Annotated in this window: 21 protein-coding genes; 9 read left to right on the top strand and 12 right to left on the bottom strand. The window is 36.6% G+C overall.

What is annotated here, in order from left to right; all coding sequences use genetic code 11:
• Positions 1-81: 81 nt before the first annotated feature.
• The 7 genes from C1631_RS03825 to C1631_RS03795 form a co-directional block, all read right to left on the bottom strand.
• Complete coding sequence (locus C1631_RS03825) at positions 82-915, bottom strand: type 1 glutamine amidotransferase (protein ID WP_109710566.1); 834 nt, start codon at positions 913-915, stop codon at positions 82-84.
• A gap of 33 nt (positions 916-948) precedes the next feature.
• Positions 949-2,067 carry a carboxylate-amine ligase gene (locus tag C1631_RS03820; RefSeq protein WP_109710565.1) on the bottom strand — a complete coding sequence of 373 codons (1,119 nt, stop codon included), beginning with the start codon at positions 2,065-2,067 and terminating at the stop codon, positions 949-951.
• A 30-nt stretch (positions 2,068-2,097) separates the two neighbouring features.
• The gene (locus tag C1631_RS03815) at positions 2,098-3,051 is read right to left on the bottom strand and encodes an ATP-grasp domain-containing protein (RefSeq protein ID WP_103247979.1); all 954 of its coding nucleotides are present in this window, start codon (positions 3,049-3,051) and stop codon (positions 2,098-2,100) included.
• A gap of 121 nt (positions 3,052-3,172) precedes the next feature.
• Positions 3,173-3,886: an alpha/beta hydrolase-fold protein gene (locus C1631_RS03810; RefSeq protein ID WP_109710563.1), complete on the bottom strand. Its 714-nt coding sequence runs from the start codon at positions 3,884-3,886 to the stop codon at positions 3,173-3,175.
• Between the two features lie 28 nt (positions 3,887-3,914).
• Positions 3,915-5,129, bottom strand: coding sequence for an ATP-grasp domain-containing protein (locus C1631_RS03805; RefSeq protein WP_103247984.1), 1,215 nt, complete (start codon positions 5,127-5,129; stop codon positions 3,915-3,917).
• A 142-nt stretch (positions 5,130-5,271) separates the two neighbouring features.
• A complete protein-coding gene (locus C1631_RS03800; RefSeq protein ID WP_109710561.1) occupies positions 5,272-6,687 on the bottom strand; it encodes a leucyl aminopeptidase family protein in 1,416 nt (471 codons plus the stop codon).
• Positions 6,688-6,729: 42 nt separating this feature from the next.
• Positions 6,730-7,851: an alpha/beta hydrolase gene (locus C1631_RS03795; RefSeq protein ID WP_109710560.1), complete on the bottom strand. Its 1,122-nt coding sequence runs from the start codon at positions 7,849-7,851 to the stop codon at positions 6,730-6,732.
• A gap of 204 nt (positions 7,852-8,055) precedes the next feature.
• Here C1631_RS03795 and glgB point away from each other — a divergent pair, with 204 nt between their 5' ends.
• The 8 genes from glgB (at position 8,056) to apaG (ending at position 19,262) form a co-directional block, all read left to right on the top strand.
• Entirely contained in the window at positions 8,056-10,002 is a 1,947-nt protein-coding gene (gene glgB / locus C1631_RS03790; RefSeq protein ID WP_185144644.1) for a 1,4-alpha-glucan branching protein GlgB, read from the top strand.
• 3 nt (positions 10,003-10,005) lie between these two features.
• Entirely contained in the window at positions 10,006-11,412 is a 1,407-nt protein-coding gene (locus C1631_RS03785; RefSeq protein WP_109710557.1) for a glycogen synthase, read from the top strand.
• A 1-nt stretch (position 11,413) separates the two neighbouring features.
• Positions 11,414-11,971: an FEKKY domain-containing protein gene (locus C1631_RS03780; RefSeq protein ID WP_109710556.1), complete on the top strand. Its 558-nt coding sequence runs from the start codon at positions 11,414-11,416 to the stop codon at positions 11,969-11,971.
• A gap of 19 nt (positions 11,972-11,990) precedes the next feature.
• Complete coding sequence (locus C1631_RS03775) at positions 11,991-13,259, top strand: glucose-1-phosphate adenylyltransferase (RefSeq protein WP_109710553.1); 1,269 nt, start codon at positions 11,991-11,993, stop codon at positions 13,257-13,259.
• A gap of 259 nt (positions 13,260-13,518) precedes the next feature.
• On the top strand, positions 13,519-14,559 hold the full coding sequence (locus C1631_RS03770; protein WP_103250083.1) for an SRPBCC domain-containing protein: 1,041 nt from the start codon (positions 13,519-13,521) through the stop codon (positions 14,557-14,559).
• Between the two features lie 125 nt (positions 14,560-14,684).
• Entirely contained in the window at positions 14,685-17,498 is a 2,814-nt protein-coding gene (locus tag C1631_RS03765; protein WP_109710552.1) for a 2-oxoglutarate dehydrogenase E1 component, read from the top strand.
• A gap of 39 nt (positions 17,499-17,537) precedes the next feature.
• On the top strand, positions 17,538-18,791 hold the full coding sequence (gene odhB / locus C1631_RS03760) for a 2-oxoglutarate dehydrogenase complex dihydrolipoyllysine-residue succinyltransferase (protein ID WP_109710550.1): 1,254 nt from the start codon (positions 17,538-17,540) through the stop codon (positions 18,789-18,791).
• Positions 18,792-18,887: 96 nt separating this feature from the next.
• On the top strand, positions 18,888-19,262 hold the full coding sequence (gene apaG, locus C1631_RS03755; protein ID WP_228440997.1) for a Co2+/Mg2+ efflux facilitator ApaG/CorD: 375 nt from the start codon (positions 18,888-18,890) through the stop codon (positions 19,260-19,262).
• 60 nt (positions 19,263-19,322) lie between these two features.
• Here the strand turns inward: apaG and C1631_RS03750 are convergent, their stop codons facing one another.
• The 3 genes from C1631_RS03750 to C1631_RS03740 form a co-directional block, all read right to left on the bottom strand.
• Positions 19,323-19,877: a 3'-5' exonuclease gene (locus C1631_RS03750; protein ID WP_103250088.1), complete on the bottom strand. Its 555-nt coding sequence runs from the start codon at positions 19,875-19,877 to the stop codon at positions 19,323-19,325.
• Positions 19,878-20,082: 205 nt separating this feature from the next.
• Positions 20,083-21,060, bottom strand: a complete 978-nt coding sequence (locus C1631_RS03745; protein WP_109710547.1) for a glycosyltransferase family 2 protein — start codon at positions 21,058-21,060, stop codon at positions 20,083-20,085.
• 9 nt (positions 21,061-21,069) lie between these two features.
• Positions 21,070-21,954 (bottom strand): lysophospholipid acyltransferase family protein, encoded by an 885-nt coding sequence (locus C1631_RS03740; protein WP_109710546.1) that lies wholly within the window; start codon positions 21,952-21,954, stop codon positions 21,070-21,072.
• Positions 21,955-22,102: 148 nt separating this feature from the next.
• Between C1631_RS03740 and C1631_RS03735 the strand changes: the two genes are divergently transcribed.
• The gene (locus C1631_RS03735) at positions 22,103-22,603 is read left to right on the top strand and encodes a thioredoxin family protein (protein ID WP_438502068.1); all 501 of its coding nucleotides are present in this window, start codon (positions 22,103-22,105) and stop codon (positions 22,601-22,603) included.
• A 144-nt stretch (positions 22,604-22,747) separates the two neighbouring features.
• Here C1631_RS03735 and C1631_RS03730 read toward each other — a convergent pair whose 3' ends face one another.
• Together C1631_RS03730 and C1631_RS03725 are read right to left on the bottom strand one after the other, a co-directional pair.
• Positions 22,748-24,127, bottom strand: coding sequence for an aldehyde dehydrogenase (locus tag C1631_RS03730; RefSeq protein ID WP_262510201.1), 1,380 nt, complete (start codon positions 24,125-24,127; stop codon positions 22,748-22,750).
• 537 nt (positions 24,128-24,664) lie between these two features.
• A complete protein-coding gene (locus C1631_RS03725; RefSeq protein ID WP_123966582.1) occupies positions 24,665-26,227 on the bottom strand; it encodes an MFS transporter in 1,563 nt (520 codons plus the stop codon).
• Between the last annotated feature and the right edge of the window lie 285 nt (positions 26,228-26,512).

Here is a 26,512-nt window from a genome sequence, read left to right as displayed (position 1 = left end):
AGCTGATAACGTAATAAGAATCCAGGTGTCAGGCTTTTGTGACTTTTGACTTCGTCGAATCTTTGATTTGTTGTTTATTTTTTAAGCTAAAGATTCAGCTTCTTTCAATATGTTTTTTTTTGCAAACTGAAGAAATCTCGGAAGAATCTGGTTTCTCGTAAGAATAATTTTGTCTTCATCATCGATTCTGTCCATCGTTTCAAGGTATTTTTCCATTCCGAAATTTTCAATCATTGCTTCTCTGTTTTTATCATCCTTCAGGTTTTCGATTAATGCTTCAGGACTCGCTTCCGGGTGAAACTGAGTTCCGAAAATTTCTTCTGAAAAACGAACAGCCATTATTGCTCTTTCCAAATTAATGTGAGGTCTGAATTTTTCTATGGCCATAATTTCCATCCCCAGTTCTTCAAAACGATCCAAATCAGGTTCAATAAACTGATATGCTCTTGAATCAACAGCATAAAAGGGATCCTGAAGATTTTTAAGTAAAAATTCTTCTTTGCCTTTCCCGGTTTTATGAATCGGCATTACTCCAAAAGAATAAGATTTCCTTTTACAAACATTACCTAGTTTCCAATGAATACTAGCCAATTGGAATGAGTGACAGATGAGGAAAAGATATTTTTTATTTTCATGATATCTGTTGTGTTCGAAAACGGCATCTAAAAAATTGGCAAACCTGTCCTCCCACTGAAGGCCCTCCCTGTGTGGAGTACCAGGCCCACCTGAAGAAATAAAAATATCAAAATCTCCGATTTCCGGCATTTCATCCTTAAATCTCACATCAAATGTCTTGATTATTACATTTTCTTCAGAGTTCTGCTGAAATGTCTCAGAAATCTCTTTAATATTTCTAAAGCCCTGATTTACATGATTGTTGTTCATGTCCAGCAGAGCAATTCGAATATCTTTCATTGCATCATATTTTGTGTAAAGGTATCAAAAATATTATGAAGCGGGTTCACCATGAGTTATACCGTATTCCGTTTCCGAAATCATATAATCTACTACTTTCGTGAGATCTCCGGTTTCTTTAAAAATTTGAAGCTGGCGGTCTGCGCCGGTTCCGTTTTCTAAAATTTTCCAGGCATATTCTACTTCTTCTCTGCATCCCAGTTCGTCTACAACATCATCAATAAACTCTAATAGTTCTTTTAACAGATAAGGGTAAGGAACCGATTCTTCTTTGCCAAAATCGATAAGATGAGCCTCAATGCCACTTTTGGAAGCACGCCATTTGTTCTCGTTCAATAGCAGTCTTCGGTAGCTTCTAAAGCTCAGGTTTTGCTGATGCAATTTATAGATTTTTGCCACCAGGCTTTGCATAATAGCAGCCAGGCACACGGTTTCGTCAATTCTTAATGGCATATCGCAGATCCTGAATTCAATAGTAGGGTAGAATGGGTGTACCCGTAGATCCCACCATATTTTTTTGGCATTATCAATAGTACCTGTTTTTATCAGGAGATCTACATAGCTGTCAAATTCTGCCAAAGAGTTGAAATAACTTGGAATACCCGTTCTTGGAAATTTTACAAAAATCTCCTGTCTGTATGATTTAAATCCGGTATATCTTCCAATCCAAAATGGAGAATTAGTAGAAAGGGCATAGACGTGAGGCAAGAAATAACGCATCACATTTTGAATTCTTACCCCTTCTTCACGATTGGGAATTCCGATATGTACGTGGAGTCCGAAAATAAGGTTTTCACGGGCAACGTCTCCCATGTCATCTACGATTTTAATGTATCGTTCTCCCTGTGTGATGGTGTTATCAGACCAGTGTGAGAACGGGTGTGTTCCACCTCCGGATACCCGTAAACCTTGTTCATGAGCTGTATTGATTAAGTGGCGTCTTAAATTTGTTAATTCTGCTCTTGCTTCCTGAATGTTCTGGCAGATGCCTGTCTCCATTTCAATCATGGATTCATGCATTTCGTGTTTTAAATTTTCACTTAAAACGGCTTTTCCACCTTCAATGATTTTGGAAACATGAGAAATAAGATCTCTGCTTTCGACATCAATGATCTGATATTCTTCTTCGATTCCAATAGTAAACTGATGCATTGTCTTGTGTTTTTTTATTTTTTTTGAATTTTATAGTATTGAATCTTTCACAAAGGTTCCCCAGGCGATGTTGGCTTTTCCCGGAACGTATTCTTTTGCTTTTTCAATAGCCAGCTTTGCAGCATGTTCTATAATCCATGCAAAATTTTCTTCTCCTACAGAATTTTTGTCCGCATCCGGAGCCGGATTACAGAAGTCGATGGCATACGGAATACCGTCTCTTACTGCAAACTCCACCGTATTGAAATCATATCCCAAGGCTTCATTCATTTTTATGGTATAATCATGAATGGTCTTTAATAGCTTTTTCAATTCTTCACCTTCAGTCTTATGGGTTGTGGCATACCTCAAGTGAGGAGCATTGCGGGGCTCATATGGCATGATGTGAACATATTTTCTGCCCAGGCAATACACTCTGTAATAATCATCAAATATAATTTCTTCCTGTACCATCATCACCAGCTGTTCTGTTTCGCCCAGTTTATTCCAAAGATCGTCAGGATTTTCTACCCTGTAGACATTTCTCCATCCGCCTCCGTCATGTGGTTTCATATATGCCGGAAAACCTACATAATTGAAAATATACTCCCAGTCATGTGGAAACTTAAGATTTCTGAATGACGTTTCAGAAGTATTGGCCGGTCTTTCATGAGAGGGAAGTAATACCGTTTTAGGTAATGGAATTCCTAATTTTGACATCAGGGCATTATTGAAAAACTTTTCATCAGCACTCCACCAGAACGGGTTATTGATGACATAAGTTCCATTCAGTGCTGCATTTTTCAGATAGGCTCTGTAAAAAGGAACATCTTGTGAAATTCTGTCGATGATCACAGCATACCCATAATCTGCTCCTTGTTCCAACTTGTCTATGTTTACAGGCTCAGCTACAATTTCTCCGGCTCCCAACTCATTTACTTTATCAATAAATGCCCAGGGAAACGTATCCTCCATACCAAATAGAATTCCTACTTTTTTTGTCATAATTTTTGTTTTTTAATGGGTGTATATTTTTTTCTATTTTTATCATTCTCTCAATGGGCGAAAAATGATTTTCAGTCCAGAGTTTTGCTTGTAGTATTTCTTAAACTACCTCGCCAGTTATTTAGGAGAAATACGCTCCTATAAATGTTGGAAATACCATTCTCCACAAGGGCCAGTCATGGCCGATCCATTTTCTTTCATCATACCAGAAATTGATGCCTTTAACCCTTAAAATTTCAGCCATTTCAATATTCTTGTCTTTACATATATCCTGATCAGAGGTACTTAGCACAATATGCATGTGCTTGTATTTCCAGGCTTCATCATTTCTTATAAATTCTCTTGGGCAATTAAAATAAACAAGATCATCAGAAAAGCCGTCCATGAAATTTCTTATACTAAAAGCTCCTGAAAGACATAACAGATGAGATACTACATCAGGAAACCTGAATGCAAAATTAGCAGCGTGGTATCCTCCAAAACTTGCTCCTGCAACAGCTACGCGATGTGTTTTGTGTAGTTTCTGAATATAAGGTACAAACTCTTTAATCAAAAACTGGACGTATCTTTCATAATTTCTTATCCTTTGCTGTGGTGATATGGTATTATCATAAAAACTCCAGCTGTCTATAGTTTCAATATTATAAAGCTTTACTTTTCCCTGTTCCACAAACCAATTGATACTCCCGTTAAGATGAAAATCATGGTTTTGAGTATACTGACCCTGAGAAGTGGGAAACATAATAATGGGATGGCCGTAGTGTCCGGTTACTTCCACTTTAAGGCTTGTACCCAGTATATTTGAATAATAATCCGTATGTTCTATATGTGGCATTGACTCACTTTTCTTTAATGGTTGTATTTTAACTGCTTAGTCTGTTGTTTTTTGGGGGTAAAATGTTGAGCATTTCGGCATGAATCTTTTCAGCAGCATAGTCTAATTTTTCCTGAATGACAGTAGCATCATTGGATTTATAAACAATACCAACATGATGCTCTATCGGAAGAAACCTTACCACTTCTTCGCATTCAAAACTACTGTAATCCGGTTCTTTATCTTTGATTAATGCAACAATTAATCCTGAATAGTAGCCTGTAGGTGGTGAAACGGAATAATGTTTACCTCTTAAAAGAGCATCTTCAATTTTTGCCCATTCCCTCCAGATATTGATATTGCTTGATGCTTCTACCAGATCAGGGATATGTGCTCCTCCCACTCTTGAGGAAGTCTCCAGAAAATACCATTTTCCATCTTCTTTCCCCCGGATAAACTCGGTGTGAGTGGCTCCGTTAATAAGTCCGAAATTGGAAAGTACTTTGGCATTGATCTCTTCAAGGGCTTTAAACTCCTCAGAATATCTACCCAATGTCTTTGATCTGAACACTCCGCCTTCATGGGAAACCTGCATAGGAGGAGCCAGGTATTGAGAAGAAGAAGTGAATACAATTTCTTTATTAAATGTTAGGCTGTCCACATGATAGACATCACCGGGTTTAAAACTTTCCAATAAAAAAAGATGACGTTCCTCCCCAAGAATATCGAGTGCTTCATGAAGCTGTTCTTTGGACGTTATTTTCTTGATGCCAGATGCAGAAGCTTCTGATCGGGGCTTCAGTACCCATGGGGGGGGAACTTTATCAGCGAAATCATTCACCACATCATCATTGAAAACCGCTGTGAATTCCGGAACATTGATGCCTGAATCTTTAGCCTTTTGTCGCATTGCCAGTTTATCTCTGAAATATCGGTGTGTCGTCTGTCCCATTCCCGGGATACGGAATGTTTCTCTGATCAGAGCAGCTTTTTCTACATCATAATCATCAAGAGCAACCACTGCATTTACCTTTCTCGTTTTCATTAAGTGGGAAAATCCCTGAATCAAATGATCGAGATTCCAGACGGATGGTTTTAGCTCCGGCATGTAGAATACTTCGTCAATAGCATGCCAGGGCCAGTTTTTTTCTTTAAGATTTTCTGATGTTACCAGGATTATTTTATTACCAAGCTTCTTCATTTCGTCCATGAAATCGTAGCCCTTGTAATAGCACGAAATGCATACAATAGTTTTCTCCTCCATATAATGTTTTTTAAGTTTTAGTGATTTTTCAAAAATAAAAGCAAATCTTTGTTGTTTGATTAATATCAAAACTAGAAATATGGTGAGGTTTTTGAAAAATCACTAATCAAGTATACAGAGAATTTTTGTAATAAACTAATTTTTAATGATAATTTTCGATTAAATCCGTGAGCAATTGAACCCCATAACCGGTTGCTGCTTTTTCTTTGGCATACCCCACATTTCCAAAGGCAACTCCGGCTATATCAAGATGTGCCCATTTAGGATGGTTTTCAATGAATTGTTCTAAAAATTTGGCAGCAATAATACAATCTCCCACTGGTTTCATAGAAAGGTTTTTCAAATCTGCCACATCAGATTGAATGTCGTCTTTCCAGACATCCCATAAGGGAAGATTCCATAATCGTTGATTGGTATGATCTCCGGTTTTTATCAAAAGATTTTTTAATTCTTCGTCATTGGAGAACATAGCTGCACAGGTGTCTCCAAACATTCTCACGGAACTTCCTGTTAAAGTTGCCAGGTCGATGAGGAAATCTGTTTTATAGTTTTTAGAAAGATAGGCAAGTCCGTCTGCCAGAATCAGTCTGCCTTCTGCATCAGTATCCAGTACCTCGATTGTTTTTCCGTTATATGCCGTGATGACATCACTTGGAAGTAAAGCTTTTTCAGAAATGGCATTATCTGTAATCGGAAGCACAGCAACAATATTAACAGGAAGATTCATTTCCGCAGCATAGATCAGGGTTCCCACAACAGCAGTAGCTCCCCCCATATCAGATTTCATATAGTGAAGATTGGCTGAGTTCTTCAATGAGATGCCTCCCGTATCAAAAAGAATACATTTTCCTACCAACCCAAACGTCTTGGCATTTTTTACGGTTGTTTTATATTCTAAAATGGTGAAAGCAGCGTCATAAGCACTTCCTTGATTTACTGATAGATAAGCGCCGAGTCCAAGTTCTTCACATTTTTTTCTGTTGAAAACAGTGTATTTTAATTCATGTCTTTTTGCCAGATTTTTCAGATACAGGCTGAATATGTCCGGTTTTTTCAGATTGGCCGGTTTATTCAGCCATTCCTGACAGGCGATTTGTCCATTACTTAGTGCCTCCGCTTTTCGACTGATGTGATCTAGTTTTTTCTGACTTAAATTTTCAAAATGAAGTTCAAATTTTGCGTTCCAGAAAGGATGCTTTTTTTCAAAAGGATAATTATAAGTACCCATTAACAGACCTTTTACAAATTCTTCAAATTGTTTTTCATTCATGAAATCGGCCAGAAGCAATGTTGGAACAGCATGCAGTTTTTCTTTTTGAGTTTGTGAAAATTTTAGAGCAACTTGTTGGATTTCGAAGTTTTGTAAAGAGGATTTTCCTAAGCCAATAAAATAGGTGATTCCTTCTTCGTGGGCATTGACAAAAATCTCGTGTTTTTTTCCGGTAAAAAATGTAGCAATATTTTTGTTGAAATTTTTATTAGATTTTATCCATTCTTCCTCTGTGAATACATGGAAAATCTGGGTGTAAACTTTATTTTTTTTGTTGATTAATTTCATAAATGGATTGTATTTTGTTTAAGCTAAAGGGTTATTTATAGCTTAGTTTTTAACGCTTTGCTGTTGTGGCTTTACTTCTACAGGATTTTCAGTATTATCATAAAATAACCATTCTATAGCTCTCGGAAATTCCTGTGACCAATAAAATTCGCTATGAGTACCTTCAGGATTGATATTGGTTCTGAATTCAAAATCAAAAAGATTTTTTTTCTCCCATCTTTTTAAATATTCTTCAAAAATACGAATCCGTTTTACCATTTTGGATCCTTCCTGGCCGCCACCATATAAATAGATTTTAGTTTTAAAGGGAACCCTGAAATTCATCATGGGGAAATTATTATTGGGCTCAACCCAAAGTGAAGGAGAGAAGATCAGCAATTTTGAATAAACTTCGGGATAAAGAAATCCGCTATAAATACTGATAAGTGCTCCTAATGAGCTTCCTCCGATGCCTGTATTTTCACGGTCTTTTTTAGTCCGGTAGTTTTCATCCACAAAGGGTTTTAAGGTATCAGCAATAAAGCGTATGTATTTTTTTCCTTCTGAGCCGCTGGCTACGTTGTCATTATCAAAAATATATTCTTTAATCCTGTTTTGGCTGCCATGCTCTATGGCAATGATAATCACATCACCCCGGCCGTATTCTGAGAGAATAGATAGCTTTTTATCAATTTCCCAATTTCCGAAATCACTGCCTTCATTAAACAGGTTTTGTGCATCCTGAAGATACAAAACCGGATATGTCTTATTCGAAATATAATAATCATGTGGGAGCAGAGCCCATACCTTACGATAACGATCAAGTTGTGGAATGTAAAACGCTTCTGAAATAACTTCCGCAATAGGGAAGAACTCATCTTTAAACGGGCCCCAGTTTAACCTCCATTTGTTTACGATATCAGAAATCTTCTTTACTGACTTTTTAACTTTTCGGTTGGGGGTAATGCTTCCATACTTGTCAAGCTCAACATTTTCCCAGCCTCCCTTGGTAAATTTGTATTCAATATCGTCAGGAAGAGCTTCATCACTGATTTCTATGAAATAATTGTAGGAATCCAGTTGTGTAAGCTGATAATTGTAATCTTTCGGGTTCCATCTGTTAAAGTTTCCGGTGATAAATACCGGTCGGTCATCTTTTTCTTCTGTATAAATTTCAAACCTCATTGTGCGTATTTATAATAATGTTTAGAGGGGTTAAATTAATAAAAAAGATTGTTGTAAGATTATAAAAAAGTGATTTTAAAATTGATATATTTGATAGACATACGAAAGAAGAAAGCTAACTTGATAATTATTTGATGAATAATTAACCGCTGTTATCTGTATTTTTCGTAGTTTCAAGGAAAATATAAATATAATCTCATCTTGATGAATTCTGTTAAAACCTATACACTTTTCACTCACGAAGATGTCTATCTTTTTAAAGAAGGAAGACATTATAAGCTGTATGGTAAATTTGGGGTGCATTCTGTAGAAAAAGATGGAAAACAAGGAGTTTATTTTTCAGTCTGGGCACCCAATGCAAAGAAAGTTTCAGTGATTGGGAATTTTAATAACTGGAATCATAAAGATCATATTCTGTTTCCAAGATGGGATGAATCCGGAATATGGGAAGGATTTATTGAAGGATTGACATGGGGAACTTTGTATAAATATGCTATTGAAACCATGGGGGGGGACATTCTGGAGAAAAGTGACCCGTATGCATTGAGTTGGGAACAGAATATCCAGGCCGCTTCACTGGTGTCTACCACATGGTATGAATGGAGTGATCAGGCTTGGATGGAAGACCGTTGGAAGAGAAATAATCTTGATGCACCAATATCTGTCTACGAATTGCATCTTGGTTCTTGGTTACGGAACGAAGATTTTCCGGATCGGTTTTTGAATTATCGTGATATTGCAAAGAGTCTGGTACCCTATATAAAAGAAATGGGTTTTACTCATGTTGAATTGATGCCGGTTATGGAATACCCATATGAGCCAAGTTGGGGCTATCAGATTACAGGTTTCTATGCAGCAACCTCACGATTCGGATCTCCACAGGATCTCATGTTTTTGATTGATGATCTTCATAAAAATAATATAGGAGTTATCCTGGATTGGGTTCCGTCTCATTTTCCCGGCGATGCCAATGGTCTGTACCGTTTTGATGGTTCGCACTTGTACGAACACGAAGACCCCAAAAGGGGATTTCATCCCGACTGGAAGTCACATATCTTCAATTATGGTAAGAATGAGGTAAAATCTTTCCTTATTTCTAATGCCATGTTCTGGCTGGATCGTTATCATGTCGACGGTTTACGTGTAGATGCAGTAACATCAATGCTTCATCTTGATTATTCAAGAAATGAAGGAGAGTGGGAACCTAATATATATGGTGAAAACGTAAATCTTGAAGCCAAAACTTTTTTGCAGGAATTTAATACTGCAGTTTATAAGGAATTTGGAGATAATATTATTACCATAGCCGAAGAAAGTTCGGATTTTCCTATGCTTACCAAGCCTGTTCATGATGGAGGTGTAGGTTTTGGAATGAAATGGATGATGGGATGGATGCACGACACATTAGACTATTTTAAGGAAGATTTCGAGAACAGAAAGTACCATCATCATAAACTTACATTTGCTTCTATGTATATGTATAATGAAAATTATATTATGCCTTTATCACATGATGAAGTCGTACACGGAAAGGCAAGTTTGATTTATAAAATGAAAGGCGATGAATGGCAGAAGTTTGCCAATCTTCGTACCTTGTATGTATATATGTTTACTCATCCTGGAGCAAAATTGCTTTTTATGGGTGATGAATTTGGGCAAACGAGTGAATGGAATTTTACCCGCAGTCTCGATTGGAACCTTTTACAATATCCGGTACATAAAGGATTACAGGAACTTGTGAAGAAGTTGAACCATATCTATACCACTGAGCCTGCTTTTTATGAAAATCAGTTTAATAAACATGGTTTTGAATGGGTAGAAGCGGACGATCTGGAAAATTCGGTGTATGTATATTTAAGGAAGGGGAAACGACGCGATGATGTATTTATGGTCATTCTGAATCTGGCTCCTAAAGTGTTGGATTATAAAGTAGGAATTCATACCGGAACACATTGGGACGTGGTTTTTAACTCTGACGATGGGCAGTATAGCGGTAGTGGAGTAGTTCCGGAAATAGTAGAAGAAAAATATGAAGAATGGAGAAATTATCAAAAAACAATGACATTGAAGTTACCACCACTCGCAGGAATTGTTTTAAGAAAGAAAAAAGATAAAAAGTATAAATTACATAGAATTAAACACAGAAGATAAAGGATGGTTATTTATCATTTAAGTACAGAATGTTATCCTGTAGCAAAAGTAGGTGGCCTTGCTGATGTAGTAGGGGCTTTACCAAAATATCAGAATAAAATAAAAGAAATAGATGCTAAGGTGGTGATGCCGTGGTATAACAAACCCTTTGTCTACGATCATGAGTTTGAGGCGGTTTTTGACGGGTTTATCCATCAGGGATCCAGTATGTTACAGGTTCAGGTCCTTAGGGAGAAAACAAATGTTTTGGGATTTGAATTGTATATGGTAAGAATTCCCGGGCTGCTGGACAGGGATAATCCTTATGGCTATCAGGATGAAAGCTTCCAGTTCCTTGCTTTTCAACATGGAATATTGCATTGGATGACGGCAATGAAAATTTGTCCGGATGTTTTACATTGCCATGATTACCACACCGGATTGGTCCCTTTTATGGTGAAATATTGTCCCGGGTTTGAATCTCTTAAAGGAGTGAAAACAATAGGAACAATTCATAACGGAGAATATCAAGGGATGATGAGCTGGAATATGGTCAATTATATGCCTTCATTTGATTCCTATAAATGGGGATTACTGGATTGGAACGGATTGATCAACCCGCTGGCAAGTATGATTAAATGTTCTGATGCCTTTACCACCGTTTCTGAAGGATATCTCGAAGAGCTCTTTGTCAGTTTCCGTGGCCTGGAGAGCCTGGTACGGCAGGAGTTTGGGAAAGCCTATGGAATTATTAACGGGATTGATACAGAAGTCTGGAATCCTGAAACAGATCCAATGCTGGATTTTAATTTTAATCGTAAAAATGCCCTTGCTCAAAAAAAGAAAAATAAAGAAAGACTTTGTGAAGAATATGGTTTAAAACCTGAACTTCCTTTGTTTGCTTTCATTGGAAGGTTTGCCACTGAAAAAGGCGCCGACCTCCTGCCAGATGTAGTCTGGAGAAGTATCAAACAGAGCTATGGTGCTTTAAATATTATGATTCTCGGATCAGGAAATACATATATTGAGAATAAATTGAAAGAATATGATTATACCTATACCAACTTTGCTGTGGATCTGGGATATAAAGAGCATCTTTCCCATAAAATGTATGCATCTGCAGATTTTCTGTTGATGCCTTCAAGAGTAGAGCCTTGTGGATTGAATCAGATGTATTCAATGAGATATGGTACAGTACCCATCGTAAGATATACAGGTGGTCTCAGAGATACTGTTGAAGATATTTCAACCGGAGGAGCAGGGTTGAATTTTACCTATCCGGGGGTTGATGACATTGTACATGCGATGAACAGGGCATTGGCAATTTACAATCAAAAAGGAGTGATGGAAGATCTTATTCATGCCAATATGAGTTTTGATTTTGCATGGGAAAAATCTGCCGAAAAATACATAGCTTTATATAATAGCTGAGATGATAAGAGCTTATCTTTTTTTGATATTGGTAACAAGTGTTATTTCTTGCACAACAAGAAATGTGCTGACAGGAAAAAATAGCGCATCAGGGGATGTTTCTTATTTTACGATCTTGTATTATGGTTATCCAAATGGTGAGCGATTGCGGCTGGAAGAAATGATTTCAGAAAAATGGAAAATAAAGTATAAAGCAGGTGCAGGTTGTGTTGTTAACAGCAAAATGGAACGAAAAATAGAGGATAAAAACAGGAAGACATATGTGGAAATAGAAAAGAAATATGGAAAGGACTGGAAGATGAGATATGAAAAAGATATTAATGAGGCGGCGATGGCTCAAGCCGATATCATGGATGTCTTAATTACAAATAAACCTTTTAGGGAAGAGCTTGAAAAGCATCATATCGAAATTGACGGCGTTGACAAGGAAGTATTGCTACTGGATGATCCCGGAACCTATGAAGTGGAAGTATATGGCTTTAATGAAAATAATGAGCAAATAAATTGCTGTAGACTTCACGTAAACACCAAAAATAAAACTGTATATTTAATAAAATAAAAAAACACGCAAGATATTTATGAAACGAAATGTAATCTCCATTGTACTGGGAGGCGGCAGAGGGACAAGATTATTCCCGTTAACCTATTCTAGATCAAAACCGGCAGTACCGATTGCAGGAAAATACAGATTGGTAGATATTCCTATTTCCAATTGTCTGAACTCGGGATTGAACAAGATTTTGGTCCTGACTCAGTTTAATTCAGCCTCTTTAAATTCACATATTAAAAATTCTTATCACTTTGATATTTTCAGTAAGGGCTTTGTTGATATTCTGGCGGCAGAACAAAACGTAGAAAACGAAAGTTGGTATCAGGGAACTGCTGATGCTGTACGTCAGTCTATGAAACATCTTGAAAAATATGACTATGATTATATTTTAATTCTTTCAGGAGATCAGCTCTATCAGATGGATTTTAGAGAAATGCTCGATTTTCATATTGAAAACGGTGGTGATCTGACGATTGCAACCATTCCGGTCAATGCAAAAGACGCAACAGGATTTGGAATTTTGAAATCCGATGACGAAGGAAATATTACGTCTTTCTATGAAAAACCGGATTATGATATGCTGGAAGGTCTGAAATCTGAAGTGTCTGACGAAAATAAACTTAAAGGAAAAGACTTCCTGGCCTCTATGGGAATCTATATTTTTACTAAAAATATTCTGAAAAAAATGTTTGAAGAAGGCGCCGGTGATGATTTTGGAAAAGATATTATTCCAAGTTCTATTGGTAAATATAAAACATTGAGCTACCAATACGAAGGGTATTGGACGGATATTGGAACCATTGAATCGTTCTACGAAGCCAATCTTGATCTTTGTCTTGATCTTCCGCAATTCAATCTCTTTTCTTCTTCTCCTATCTACACAAGAGCAAGAATGCTTCCACCATCGAAGATCAATGGCTCTTATGTAAGCAAAGCGGTTTTTGGAGACGGATGCATCATTATGGCTGATAAAATAGAAAATTCAGTCATTGGAAACAGGACCAGAATTGATAAAGGCAGTACCATTGTAAACTCTTATGTAATGGGTGCTGATTTCTATCAGAATACTACCGAAATTGTTCTCAATGACAGGGCTGGTCGCCCCAATATGGGAATTGGGAAATACTGTTATATAGAAAAAGCAATTCTGGACAAAAACTGTTATATCGGGGATAATGTCAAAATTATTGGAGGAAAGCATATTCCTGATGGCGATTATGGTACTCATTCTGTACAGGATGGTATTGTTGTGGTGAAGAAGGGAGCCGTGTTGCCTCCGGGTATTCATATAGGATAAGTAGTGACGAAGCCGGAGAATGGAAGATGGAAATTATTCAAGTCGAAGAATGACCAGAGCTTTTTGTTTTGCTAATCTTAGACTATCCAACATCATTAGAGTCATTTCAATCAAAGTATAGCTGGTAACTATATGTCAAATAGTAACTTACTTATTTTCTCATTCAGTTTCCAGCCTTTAACAGGTTAATTATTGTTAAACATACAACTAGAGTGATCAGCATATTGGTCACTTTTTTTATTTGTATTATTTTTGTGCGATGCGTATTTTTAAAATAGTAACGGTATTTATAATTTTGCTTGGAGGTGCTTATGCTGCTTCCATGTATTATTTTGTGGACGAAAGTAAAAACTTTACAATCGAAAAAGAAATCGATTATCCGGTAGATAAAGTCTTTACTCAGTTTAACAATCTTCAGAATTTTACAAGATGGAATAATTTTTTTTCCAGCTCACAGTCTATAGATATTGATTATTATACACCGTATGAAGGACAGGGAAGTGCCATCAGTTATGTAGATCCTAAAAATGATACCGACGGTGAAATGTTTATCAGGTATGAGAATCCCAATAAAACTTTAAAATATCAGCTTTTTGAAGATGAAAATGCCAATCCCACACTGGTAGACGTTAAATTTAAACCTGTTTCTGCGGAAAAGACCAGAATTACATGGTATGTACATACACCCAAACTTTCGGTTTGGAGAAGAGTAGAAAATTTCTGGACAGAAGACCGCTTTGCGGAAAATATTACCAAAAGCATGGTTAATCTCAAGAATGTCTTAGGAAATAAGGTTGAAAAAGATAACCTCATGGCAGCCATCAAATATGATAGCCTCATGGTAGAAAAAGAGGAAGATATGCTTATTTTGGGGATCAATGTGAGCACATCCAACAAGAAAGATGCCTTGTACAAAAATATCGTGATGAATTATAACAAAATCTATAATTTTGTATCGATGGATCTTGGTAAAAAAGATGATGAAGTTGGGTATCCGGTTCTGATTACAGATGCCGACAATTACAAAGACAAAGAGGTGTCTTACTTCCTCGGAATTCCACTTTCCAAGAAAATTGGGGTAACTGATAATAATTTTAATTTTAGGACCATAAATCCAACGGAAAATTATGTGATGTACTATAAAGGAGGCTATGAAGGACGAATTAAGGCGATTCAGCAATTGATTCAAAAAGCCAAAAAAGACGAAATGCGCTTCGGAGACATCCGTCAAACGTTTATTGAGCGTCCGATGGAAGGAGAAGCTGTAAACGTTAAGCTCTCATTATCAGTGTTTAAGTAGTTTTTTAAAAATTAATTTTTTCCTAACTTTTTTTAACGGTTTGAGACTGTTCTAACTCGGTTTTTTTTATTAAATTTGAAGATTAATTCTACAAATAAATTTTAATAAATAGATAAACTGTAATAATGGACAGATTTTCATTCCTAAACGCAGCTCATTCTCAGTTAATTGAGGATTTATACCAACAGTACTTAAAATTCCCGGACTCTTTAGAACCATCATGGAAAGCTTTCTTTCAAGGCTTCGATTTTGCTTTGGAGAACTACGGAGATGACGATAGCATTCAATTTATTCAGGCTTCGGCCAATGCTGCTCCGGCAGTACAGCAAATTTCTCAGGCAGTATCAAACGGAGAGGTTCCTGAGCACATCAAGAAAGAATTTAAGGTAGTAAACCTTATTGAGGCTTATAGAACAAGAGGACACCTCTTTACAAAAACAAACCCTGTTAGAGAAAGAAGACACTATACCCCAACTTTGGATATCGAAAATTTCGGTCTTTCCAAAGAGGATTTAAATACAAAATTCAACTGTGCTGTAGAAACAGGAATGAAAGAGCCTGCTACGCTTGCAGATTTGATTAAACATCTTGAAAATATCTACTGTGATTCTATTGGAGTAGAATATACATACATTAACAATGTTGAAGAAAAAGATTTTATTAAGAAATGGCTTCAGGTAAATGAAAACCACCCAAGCCTTTCTGCAAATGAAAAAACAGAAATCTTATTAAAATTAAATCAGGCTGTAGCCTTTGAAAACTATCTTCACACAAAATTTGTAGGACAAAAAAGATTCTCATTAGAAGGTGGTGAAACATTAATCCCTGCTTTAGATCAGTTGATCTCAAGATCTTCTCAACTTGGTGTTGACGAAGTAGTATTAGGGATGGCCCACAGAGGGAGATTAAATGTACTGACCAATATTTTCGGGAAATCTTACAAGCAGATTTTCTCAGAATTTGAAGGAAAGGAATTTGAAGAAGATGTATTCTCCGGTGACGTTAAATATCACTTAGGGTCTTCTAAAAAAATCAAAACTGCTTCAGGAGAAGAAGTTTGTATCAACCTGACACCCAACCCGTCTCACCTTGAAACGGTAGCAGCTCTTGTAGAAGGTATCTGCCGTGCGAAAGTGGATGACAAATACAAAGATTATTCTAAAGTATTACCGATCATCATCCATGGTGATGGGGCTATCGCCGGACAAGGTATTGCGTACGAAGTTGCTCAGATGATGACTTTGGAAGGTTACAAAACAGGTGGTACTGTTCATATTGTGGTAAATAACCAGGTTTCATTTACAACAAACTACATGGATGCAAGGTCTTCCACATATTGTACAGACATTGCAAAAGTTACAGAATCTCCTGTAATGCACGTCAATGCTGATGATGCTGAAGCTGTTGTTCACGCGATCCACTTTGCTGCTGATTTCAGAGCAAAATTCGGAAAAGATGTTTACATCGATCTTTTAGGATATAGAAAATATGGTCACAATGAAGGTGACGAACCAAGATTTACTCAACCTAATTTATATAAAACAATTTCAAAACACCCGAATCCAAGAGAAATTTATAAAGATAAATTGCTTAAAGACAGTATTACTTCCAATGATGTAATTGCTAAAATGGAAACGGAATTCAAGGCGCTTTTAGATAAAGACTTTGATGCTTCCAAAGAAATTGAGAAAAATGTAATGGACTTGTTCATGGCTGAAGACTGGGTAAACTACCCAATCGGAAAAAGAGGAGCACTTCAATTACCGGTTGATACAAAATATGATTTAGCTAAATTGAAGGAGTTGGCTCTTAAAATGTCGACACTTCCGGCTGATAAAAAGTTTATCAACAAAATTACCAGACTTTTTGATAACCGTATCAAGGCTATTGATGGAAACTCATTAGATTGGGCGTTAGGAGAGTGGCTAGCCTATGCTACCCTTCTTGTTGAAGGTCACAATGTAAGAATTTCCGGAGAAGATGTAGAAAGAGGTACTTTCTCTCACAGACATGCTGTGGTAAAAACAGAAGATACAGAAGAAGAATATATCCCTTTAAGACATGTCTCAGAAAGTAGATTTGATGTATTCAACTCTCATCTTTCAGAATATGGTGTTTTAGGATTTGACTACGGATATGCAATGGCTTCTCCAAATACATTAACGATCTGGGAAGCTCAGTTCGGAGACTTTGTAAACGGAGCTCAGATCATTGTTGACCAATATCTGGCTGCTGCGGAAGAAAAATGGAAACTTCAGAACGGATTGGTAATGTTGTTACCTCACGGTTCAGAAGGACAAGGTGCTGAGCACTCTTCAGCAAGATTGGAAAGATTCCTTACTCTTTGTGCCAACGAAAACATGGTGGTAGCAAATATTACTTCACCTGCCAACTATTTCCACTTATTGAGAAGACAGTTGAAATGGGCATTCAGAAAACCATTGGTAGTAATGAGTCCTAAATCTTTATTGAGACACCCTAAAGTAGTTTCTCCGCTTGAAGATTTTGCTACCGGTTCATTCCAGCCAATCTTAGACGATCCTACTGCAGATCCTAAAAAAGTAGAAAAATTAGTTCTTTGTTCAGGAAAACTGTACTTCGAATTATTAGCGAAGAAAGAAGAATTAAATTGTGAGAATATTGCATTAGTAAGATTTGAGCAGTTGTATCCACTTCAGACAGATGCTATTGAAGCGATCTTCAGCAAGTACGAAAACAGAAAAGAACTGGTATGGGCTCAGGAAGAGCCTGAAAATATGGGTGCCTGGTCTTATATCTTAAGAAACTTCAGAGATACAGGAATCCAGGTAGTTTCTCCGGTACCAAGCGGTGCTCCAGCTCCTGGTAGCCACAAAATGTTTGAGAAAAACCAAAATGCAGTGATCAATAAAGTTTTTGACAGAGATGATGCTCCTGCAAAAAGACCCGTTACAGCTTAATTTAAATAATATTCAATTAAAAAATAAAAAATACTCGATATGTCAGTTTTAGAAATGAAAGTTCCTTCACCAGGCGAATCAATTACAGAAGTTGAAATTGCAACTTGGCTTGTAAAAGATGGTGATTATGTAGAAAAAGATCAACCTATCGCCGAAGTGGATTCAGATAAAGCAACTCTTGAATTGCCTGCAGAACAAAGTGGTATTATCACTTTAAAGGCAGAAGAAGGTGATGTAGTACAAGTAGGTCAGGTAGTTTGTTTAATTGATATGGATGCTGCAAAACCAGCGGGTGCTGCACCTGTTGCTGAAGCTCCGAAACAGGAAGAAGCTCCAAAAGCTGCTGAGCCTGCTAAACAAGAAGCTCCAAAACCAGCTGCTCCGGTTGCTGCAACACAAACTTATGCTACAGGAGCTCCATCTCCGGCTGCTAAGAAAATTCTTGATGAAAAAGGAGTAGATGCAGGACAAGTTTCAGGAACAGGAAGAGACGGAAGAATCACTAAGACTGATGCTGAATTAGCTGCAGTTCCTGCATTAGGAGGAAGCCCTCTTACTGCTACCGGTGCAAGAACGACTACAACGACTAAACTTTCAGTTTTAAGAAGAAAAATCGCTCAGAGATTAGTTTCTGTGAAGAATGAAACAGCGATGTTAACAACTTTCAATGAAGTTGACATGTCTGAAATCTTCAGATTAAGAAAGCAATATAAAGAAGAATTTGCTCAAAAGCACGGAGTAGGACTAGGTTTCATGTCTTTCTTTACAAAAGCAGTGACAAGAGCATTACAGATGTATCCGGATGTAAACGCATCGATCGACGGAGATTTCAAAGTAAACTATGATTTCTGTGATATTTCTATTGCCGTTTCAGGTCCTAAAGGATTAATGGTGCCTGTATTGAGAAATGCAGAAAATATGTCTTTCAGCGCTGTTGAAGCAAATATCAAAGATCTTGCTGTCAAAGTAAGAGACGGTAAAATTACTGTTGACGAAATGACAGGGGGTACTTTCACTATTACTAACGGTGGTACTTTCGGATCTATGATGTCTACACCAATCATCAATCCTCCTCAATCTGCAATCTTAGGAATGCACAACATTATCCAGAGACCAGTGGCTGTTGACGGACAAGTGGTAATCAGACCAATGATGTACGTTGCAATGTCTTATGACCACAGAATTATTGACGGTAAAGAATCTGTAGGATTCCTTGTCGCAGTAAAAGAAGGAATCGATAACCCGGTTGAAATATTATTGGGAGGTGACGAAAGAAAAGGCCTTGGATTATAGTTTTTAATAAAATTATAATATAAATATACAATCTCGCCTCAAAAAAGGCGAGATTTTTGTATCTATTAAGAAAATACAATTATGATGTTCTCAAAAATGACTTCTAATATCAAAGTTTCAGTAATACCTGAATATGATAGTAAAAACAGTTATCCATCCGAAAACCGGTACGTTTTCAAGTACAATATAACCATAGAAAACGATGGAGGTTTTCCGATAAAAGTATTGAAAAGAAAATGGTTAATCTTTGACGTAGGATTTGGATATACCGAGATTATAGGAGACGGTGTAATAGGCCTTACTCCTGAAATAGGCACAGGTGAAAATTTCTCCTATTTTTCCAATGTAATGCTTCGCTCCGGAGTAGGAAATATGAGCGGGAAATACCTGGTTAAAAACTTGGAAACACAGGAGACTTTTGAGATTGATATCCCGAAATTCAATCTGTTGTCTGAAGTTTTAAGTAATTAATAGTTTTGTCAAATCAATGACTGGTACAGGTAATAGAACCCGGGTCTTTTAGCTGTATTATTAAAGCTTTTTAATTTTTGCTTTCATATATTCATTTACTTCATCATTACTGGTGAGGAAGAGCTTCTCAAAAGCCAATAAAGAAATTTTGGCACATACCTCTGCATCAGCTCCCGCCCTGTGGTGATTGAAATCAATTTTATGATACTCTGCTAATGGCTTCAGTCCATATTTTGGAAGATAATTCCATGATTTTTTTGCCAGTTGTATGCTACATAAATAGTTTAAATTGGGAGTGAACATACCGTAATGCTCGATACATCCCCTTAAAACAGAAGCGTCAAAACCGGCGTTATGGGCAATCATTAAACTTCCATACATCATATCCTGAGCCTCGTACCAGATTTCATCAAACGTAGGGGCATCTTTTACATCTTCAGGATGAATTCCGTGTACGGCAATATTAAATTTACTGAAATAGGGAAAACTCGGGGGCTTAATTAGCCATGTTTTGGTCTCCACAATTTTTGAATCCTGAACGATACAAATACCCATTTCACATGCAGAACTTTTCTCGTGAGTGGCCGTTTCAAAATCTATTGCGCAGAAGTCCATTGTTTTAAATTATAAGTTATTGGTTGTTATTGTTGCTGGTTACTGGTTCTCTTGTTTAGAATTTGATGTTCAAGGTTTTGGGTTTAAAGCTTAAGGTTAATTGAAGTTATGAAATTTTACTCTAATGAGTCTTAGCTCAAAACAAGTATAGGAAGTGGTAATTTTTCCTAATCTCTGCAATGTATTACCCATCATCTGCCACCTACTACTTTCCTCCCAAAAAGTGTTTGAAAATCAACCATTTTGATTGGTAAAATTCCACCTTTTGGTGCTCTTGACGCAGTTTCCAGGTTCCGCGAAATTGCCCGTAAAAGCCAAAGTGAGCCCTTAAAACTGCCCAAAGGTGAGGAAATCCATTTTTTAATCCAAAATAAATTCCGGCTACTCCATCCAGGCAAAGCCTAAAGAAAATCAACCAGATTAATTGAGGAAAAGGAAGATTTTTAAGCATCATGGAGAGGTTGTTTCTGATATTCAGATAGGTCTTTTGTGCACTTTGTTTATTTAAAGTTCCTCCTCCTACGTGATATACTGTAGATTTTCCGGTATAAAAAATCTTTTTCCCGGCATTAATCAGTCGCCAGCACAGATCGATTTCTTCCTGATGAGCAAAGAAACACTCATCGAAGCCCTGTTGGTCCCAAAAATCTTTTGAGCGGATAAAAAAACTACAGCCGGATGCCCAGAAAATTTCAGTTTCATCATCGTATTGTCCCTTGTCTTCTTCCAAATGGTCGAAAATTCTTCCCCGGCAATACGGATAACCAAGATTATCAATCAATCCTCCCGCTGCTCCTGCAAATTCAAAATATTTTTTGTTGGAATAGGATAGAACCTTAGGCTGAATGGCGGAAATAGAAGCATCTTTTTCGAATAATTCTAAAACAGGTTCAATCCAATTCTCCGTAACCTCTACATCAGAGTTAAGAAGACAATAAAATTCATTGGTGACGGATTTTAATCCTTCATTATAGCCTCCTGCAAATCCGTAATTTTTATCATTTTTAATAATCTTTACCGTAGGGAAGTTTGTACTGAGGAATGATAATGAGTCATCAGTAGAAAGATTATCAATAACATAAATATCTGCATTCTGAGAATATTGAACTACACCGGGAAGAAATTTTTCAAGCCAGTTTTTACCGTTCCAGTTTAAGATGGCAACCGCCAGTTTTTTCTGCATGTATATCTCCTATTTTTTATCAGAATCATAAGTTTTGATAGAATCCTGATATTTCCATTTCCTGTGCGACCAAAGGTAATTGTCCGGATGTTTACGTAGGGTATTTTCCAGTAACTTATGAAACTTTCTTACGACTTCATGTTCTGTAAATTTTTCATTATCCGGATAGATCCTGTAATAATTAACCTGATAATACCCACGTTTTACTTTTTTCATCTCACAATAGATAAATGCCAGATCCATTCTGGTAGCCAGTTTATCATACCCGATGAAAGCCGGAGTTCTTTGGTTTAAAAACTCTAATCCATAGGTAACATGGGAAAAGTGAGGCGTTTGGTCAGCAACGAACATATAAATTGAACCTCCGTCATTCTTGGTTCTGAAAATATTTCTAATTACTTCATTAGCTTCCAATGCTTCATTTCCGAATTTATTACGGACTTTTTTCATCTGATTTTCCCAAAAATCACTGTTTACTTTTCTATAAACCGGATGACAATGTTTTTGAGGAACAATTCTGGCCAAAGCATTAATCCATTCCCAGTTGAAAACATGTCCGGCAAGTAGAATGATATTTTTACCTTCTTTTTGAATCTCATGAAATAAATCCTGGTTAATGTGTTGCATTCTTACCCTGGCTTCTGTTTCAGAGATACTGAAAGATTTTATTGTTTCTACGAGGTAGTCTGAAAAATTCAGGTAAAACTTTTTTCGGATTTCTTTGATTTCTTTTTCCGACTTATCAGGAAAAGAGTTTCTCAGATTCTGCGTAATCACCTTTTTTCTATACCCAACCAGATAATAGTTGAGGAAGAAGATAACGTCCGAAAAAACATACAATATTTTAAGCGGAAGTTTAGAGATGAAGTATAATATTTTGATTAAAAAATTCATAAAACAGGCAAATTTAGTGATAATAAAATTATGGTTCTATTTTTGCTGATGGATAATATTATTTTTTTATTTTTATGTTATGAAAAAAATGACAATGTTAGCTTTCCTGGGTTTAAGCTTTTTCGCTTTTTCGCAGGATGTAAAGAATATGCCCGATAACGGGAAGCAAAAAACGGCTCTTATCGTGCCGACAGAACAGACTGAATTAGAAGCAAAAAAGAAGGCCGGTGAAGAAAAAGCCAAGCTTCCTAAACCTTATAATCCAAAAGCGGATGCTCAGGCAGATATCAATAAATTGATTGTCAAAGCAAAGAAAGAAGGAAAAAATATTATGATTCAGGCAGGAGGTAACTGGTGTATCTGGTGTCTTCGTTTTAATAACTTTGTACAAACTACTCCTGAATTGAAAGAATTGGTAGATAAAAACTTTGAGTATTATCATCTGAATTTCTCTCCAGATAATAAAAACGAGAAAGTTTTTGCTCAATATGACAATCCGGGCGATAAATTTGGGTACCCGGTCTTCATCGTGTTGGATAAAAATGGTAAAATGATTAAAATTCAGCAGAGTGATGTATTCGAAGACGGAAAAGGATATAGCCTTGAAAAGGTAAAAGCATTCTTCAACGAATGGAAACCTAAAGCATAAAAATAAAAGGTTGTTTCTCTATATAGAAGCAACCTTTTTTATTAATATCTCGCGGATTTTGCAGATAACGCAGATTCGAAATAAGTATCTGCTCAATCAGCAAAATCTGCGAGAGAAATTATCAAATGTCTTTGTTACAGGTTTTCAGAGCAATTTTTTAATCCAGCTTAATTTTTTCTCAGAATAGGGTGGATATTTGATATTCGGTTCTCCCCACGTTGTTTTTTCCAGAATGGATTTCTGATGAGAAAACGTTTCGAAACCATATTTTCCATGATAATTTCCAATCCCTGAGTTTCCAACCCCTCCAAAAGGTAAATTGTCATTGCTTAAATGCATGACACAATCATTGATACAACCTCCTCCAAAAGAGAGTTTTCTTGTAAATATTTCTTTTTCTTCTGAATTATGGGTAAAGAGGTATGCTGCAAGTGGTTTTTCGTGTCCGGCAACAATATTAATCATCATATTGAAGTTTTTAAAACTGATCACAGGTAGAATGGGACCAAAGATTTCTTCTTCCATAACAGAATCTTCCCAATCTATTTGAGTCATGATGGTAGGTTCTATATACAATTTTTCTTCGTCATAATGTCCTCCGAAGTAGACTTTTTCGTTGTCAATAAGTTTGATAAGTCGTTGAAAATTTCTGGTGTTGATAATTCTTGTATACTGATCTGCATCAGGGGTGTATTGAAACTCTTTAATATATTTTCTGAGCATTTCCAGAAACTGTTCTTGGACGCTTTCTTCAATAAGTAAGTAGTCAGGAGCTACACAGGTTTGTCCGGCGTTCAGAAATTTTCCCCATACAATTCTTTTGGCAGCTGTTTCAAGATGGGCTTCTTTAGTGACAATCGCCGGAGATTTACCACCCAATTCAAGAACGACGGGAGTCAGATGTTCTGCAGCAGCCTTGTATACAATTTTCCCGACTTTAGTGCTTCCGGTGAAAAATATTTTGTCAAATTTTATGGTTAAAAGTTCAGTGGTTTCGTCAATACCCCCTTCATAAGCATACAAATATTCGGATGGGAAATTTTCATTGATGATTTTGCACATCACTTTCATTGTATTTTCGGCAATTTCACTAGGTTTAACAATACAACAGTTTCCTGCGGCTATTGCAGCAATGATGGGAGAAAGTGAGAGTTGGTAAGGATAGTTCCAGGCACCTATAACCAGAATACACCCCAACGGATCTGAATAAATTTTACTGTTTCCGAGCTGGTTGACGAGATTGGTGCTTACTTTTTTAGGCTTTGCAAGAGATTTCAGATTTTTCAGATAATAATCAATATCATTCAGAATAAAAGAAATTTCTGTGGTAAATGTATCAAACTTAGACTTACCAAAATCTTTATGAATAGCTTCATACAGGGTATCTTCATTTGAAATGATCAAATTTTTGAGCTTTTCAAGATACATTTTCCGAAAGGCAAGACTCCTGGTTTGCTGAGTCTTGAAAAATTCTCTCTGATTCTGTACAATTTTTTCAATTTCCATATGATAGCTTTTTTTGATATTGCAGTGAAAAACAAGCAACAATAAGCTGGCCAAAGTGCGTGAAGCGTGAAGCTGGAAGATGGGAGCCCGAAGCTGGAAGTTTCTTTTTGACGTTAGGGAAATACTGGTAATTTTTATAGAATTTGCTATGATTAGTTTTAATTTAAAAAAATTAGTTAATGTTTAAACTGTGCCCTATATTGAAAAATCATTCGATATTTCAAACCTTTAAAAACCGCATTACCATAAAAAAAATCTTAACCGAATTCATAGGATATACACTCTCTTCCTATAGTTCGCGAACATTAAAAATAATTTAAACGCTACGATCGCTAAGATCATTTCATTACAGTTTTATTTTCGTTTGCAGAGGCACTTCGTTCAGCAGGGACTTTAAATGATAGCTTTTGCTGAATGGTAGGCCTTTACTAGCGTTTTAAAAGGAGATAATACTAAGTCTTTACGGACATTGCGTTAAAATATGAAATTTCCTTAACCGAATCCATTGTTTATTTAGGACTTCAATAACTTCCATTATCCTGTCTCTTTTCTTTCTTACATAATATTCCTGACTGCTATTTTTACCGGGTGATAAAGCAGCAAAAGAAGAGCAGTTATGAATGCCAGCCAGAATAATCCTGTAAAAATCTCCATATTGGAAAGGAGAATAGATTGGGCGGTTATTTTTGTTTTAAAAGCTCCCGCGGTCATCGATAAGGATTCATTTACCGGCAATTTTGAAATCTGAGCACCAAAAACCTGATTCCATTGACTGTAAAAAACAGGATTGGTGTCCGTAAGAGTAAAGCTTAAAACATCGGAATGCTTTAACGTTAAAAATAACATTACATTTTGCATTAAAGCATATCCAATTGCCGTTGCCCAGAAGCGGGTAGTGGTTCCCATTGCACTGGCATTAGCTACATACTCTTCAGGCATACCGGAAATAAGAAAAAATACCAGAGGAGTAAATAATAATCCCTGTGCTACTCCCTGGAGGAATAATGGCGGACAGATGGTAGAAAGTGTAGTGTCCGGATAAAAGGTATAGGTAAACCAGGCACAATCTATCGCCAGTAGGAAAAACCCTGTAAAGAACACAATTCTGGAAGAAATACCCCGAACAAGACAAACTGCTGACAGAAATACTCCAATCAATGTTCCTGCCACATTCCAGTACTGGATGTTTACGATATAATCCCATGGCCATTTCCAGACTGTCGCCATAATACTGTAAACATTATTTAATCCGGAACGAATAAGATAGAAGATAAAGAAAAGAATCATTCCCACAATCACATTTTTGGAACTGAAAACTTCATAATGGAATAAAGGACGTTTTGAATTCCTTTGTTTCAACATAAATAGACCTCCGGAAATCAGAAATATAAATAGACAGATAATGATCGTGTCAGACTCAAGCCACATCAGTCTTTTTCCATACACGATAGCATAGGCTCCGGATTGAAGACAAACCCATAGCAAAAACCAGCTTGGAATGTCCATCTGATATAATGGTTTTTTTGGAAAAAAACGATTTTTGTTGAAAATAAGAAAACCCAGAATCAGAACAAAAATATGAAAATATGCCATCATCAGGATCATATGTTGATAGTCATAATCCTGAATACTTGATTTGAGTAGCGTTGTAGTCACAGTTCCTCCCGTAAGCATGAGTGAATACATGAAAAGATAAGCGATAACCTTGGCATGTTTTGTTTTTAATTCTGCTATGATTAAAGGCAGGAATATGGCTCCTTCCAACAGTCCGAAGAATCCTTCTAAAAACCGGATCACCAGAATCACATGATAATCATTGGTGACGGATAAAATATAGAGAAGAATCACGGAAACGGAAGACATCAGCAGGACATAATACTTTACACTGAAATAAGACATAAACCGCTGTAAAACCAAAAGGGTCACTACAAACGTTCCATACATCAACATCATTAAGTATTGAATGTCATCCGAATCCACATCCATAAAAGAAGACGTGAAGGCACTATTGGAATGCAGCAATGACAACAACATGATGTGCGGAAATAATGCCAGGATAAGAAGAGGCAATTTCAACCATTGTGGTAACCATTTATGATAAACTGTATTGTGTTGCATAGATTATGGAAGGGGGTTAAGAATGCTCAGAAAGCAGACGGGCAAATCAGCAGTTTTGCAATTTCACCTGAAATATAAAATGCGAAAAGACAAAAGGCAGGAAGTAATGTAAAAGGTAAAATGGCAAAAGTGCATAAGAAAAAAAATGGCAGATTTGCTATCTTGCGGTCTTGTCTTTTCGCGAAAAAAAATAATTTTAATTTGAAGATTTAACAATGAGTTAATTTAAAAATGATACTACAACCTGATATTTTTGTACTCTAATACCTTCAAATACTCTCACTT

Origin of the sequence: Chryseobacterium phosphatilyticum, assembly GCF_002899825.2 — a bacterium.
Taxonomy (GTDB): Bacteria; Bacteroidota; Bacteroidia; order Flavobacteriales; family Weeksellaceae; genus Chryseobacterium; species Chryseobacterium phosphatilyticum.
Note: the sequence above shows the minus strand (reverse complement) of the source record. Positions and strands in the feature narration are given on the sequence as shown.

Coding starts and splice junctions, on each gene's coding strand:
- C1631_RS03770 (WP_103250083.1), top strand. CDS start 13,519: ATGCGTATTTTTAAAATAGTAACGGTATTTATAATTTTGCTTGGAGGT.
- C1631_RS03810 (WP_109710563.1), bottom strand. CDS start 3,886: ATGCCACATATAGAACATACGGATTATTATTCAAATATACTGGGTACA.
- C1631_RS03740 (WP_109710546.1), bottom strand. CDS start 21,954: ATGAATTTTTTAATCAAAATATTATACTTCATCTCTAAACTTCCGCTT.
- C1631_RS03780 (WP_109710556.1), top strand. CDS start 11,414: ATGATAAGAGCTTATCTTTTTTTGATATTGGTAACAAGTGTTATTTCT.
- C1631_RS03775 (WP_109710553.1), top strand. CDS start 11,991: ATGAAACGAAATGTAATCTCCATTGTACTGGGAGGCGGCAGAGGGACA.
- C1631_RS03765 (WP_109710552.1), top strand. CDS start 14,685: ATGGACAGATTTTCATTCCTAAACGCAGCTCATTCTCAGTTAATTGAG.
- glgB (WP_185144644.1), top strand. CDS start 8,056: ATGAATTCTGTTAAAACCTATACACTTTTCACTCACGAAGATGTCTAT.
- C1631_RS03795 (WP_109710560.1), bottom strand. CDS start 7,851: ATGAGGTTTGAAATTTATACAGAAGAAAAAGATGACCGACCGGTATTT.
- C1631_RS03800 (WP_109710561.1), bottom strand. CDS start 6,687: ATGAAATTAATCAACAAAAAAAATAAAGTTTACACCCAGATTTTCCAT.
- C1631_RS03735 (WP_438502068.1), top strand. CDS start 22,103: ATGCCCGATAACGGGAAGCAAAAAACGGCTCTTATCGTGCCGACAGAA.
- C1631_RS03825 (WP_109710566.1), bottom strand. CDS start 915: ATGAAAGATATTCGAATTGCTCTGCTGGACATGAACAACAATCATGTA.
- C1631_RS03820 (WP_109710565.1), bottom strand. CDS start 2,067: ATGCATCAGTTTACTATTGGAATCGAAGAAGAATATCAGATCATTGAT.
- C1631_RS03750 (WP_103250088.1), bottom strand. CDS start 19,877: ATGGACTTCTGCGCAATAGATTTTGAAACGGCCACTCACGAGAAAAGT.
- C1631_RS03785 (WP_109710557.1), top strand. CDS start 10,006: ATGGTTATTTATCATTTAAGTACAGAATGTTATCCTGTAGCAAAAGTA.
- apaG (WP_228440997.1), top strand. CDS start 18,888: ATGACTTCTAATATCAAAGTTTCAGTAATACCTGAATATGATAGTAAA.
- C1631_RS03815 (WP_103247979.1), bottom strand. CDS start 3,051: ATGACAAAAAAAGTAGGAATTCTATTTGGTATGGAGGATACGTTTCCC.
- C1631_RS03805 (WP_103247984.1), bottom strand. CDS start 5,129: ATGGAGGAGAAAACTATTGTATGCATTTCGTGCTATTACAAGGGCTAC.
- odhB (WP_109710550.1), top strand. CDS start 17,538: ATGTCAGTTTTAGAAATGAAAGTTCCTTCACCAGGCGAATCAATTACA.
- C1631_RS03745 (WP_109710547.1), bottom strand. CDS start 21,060: ATGCAGAAAAAACTGGCGGTTGCCATCTTAAACTGGAACGGTAAAAAC.
- C1631_RS03725 (WP_123966582.1), bottom strand. CDS start 26,227: ATGCAACACAATACAGTTTATCATAAATGGTTACCACAATGGTTGAAA.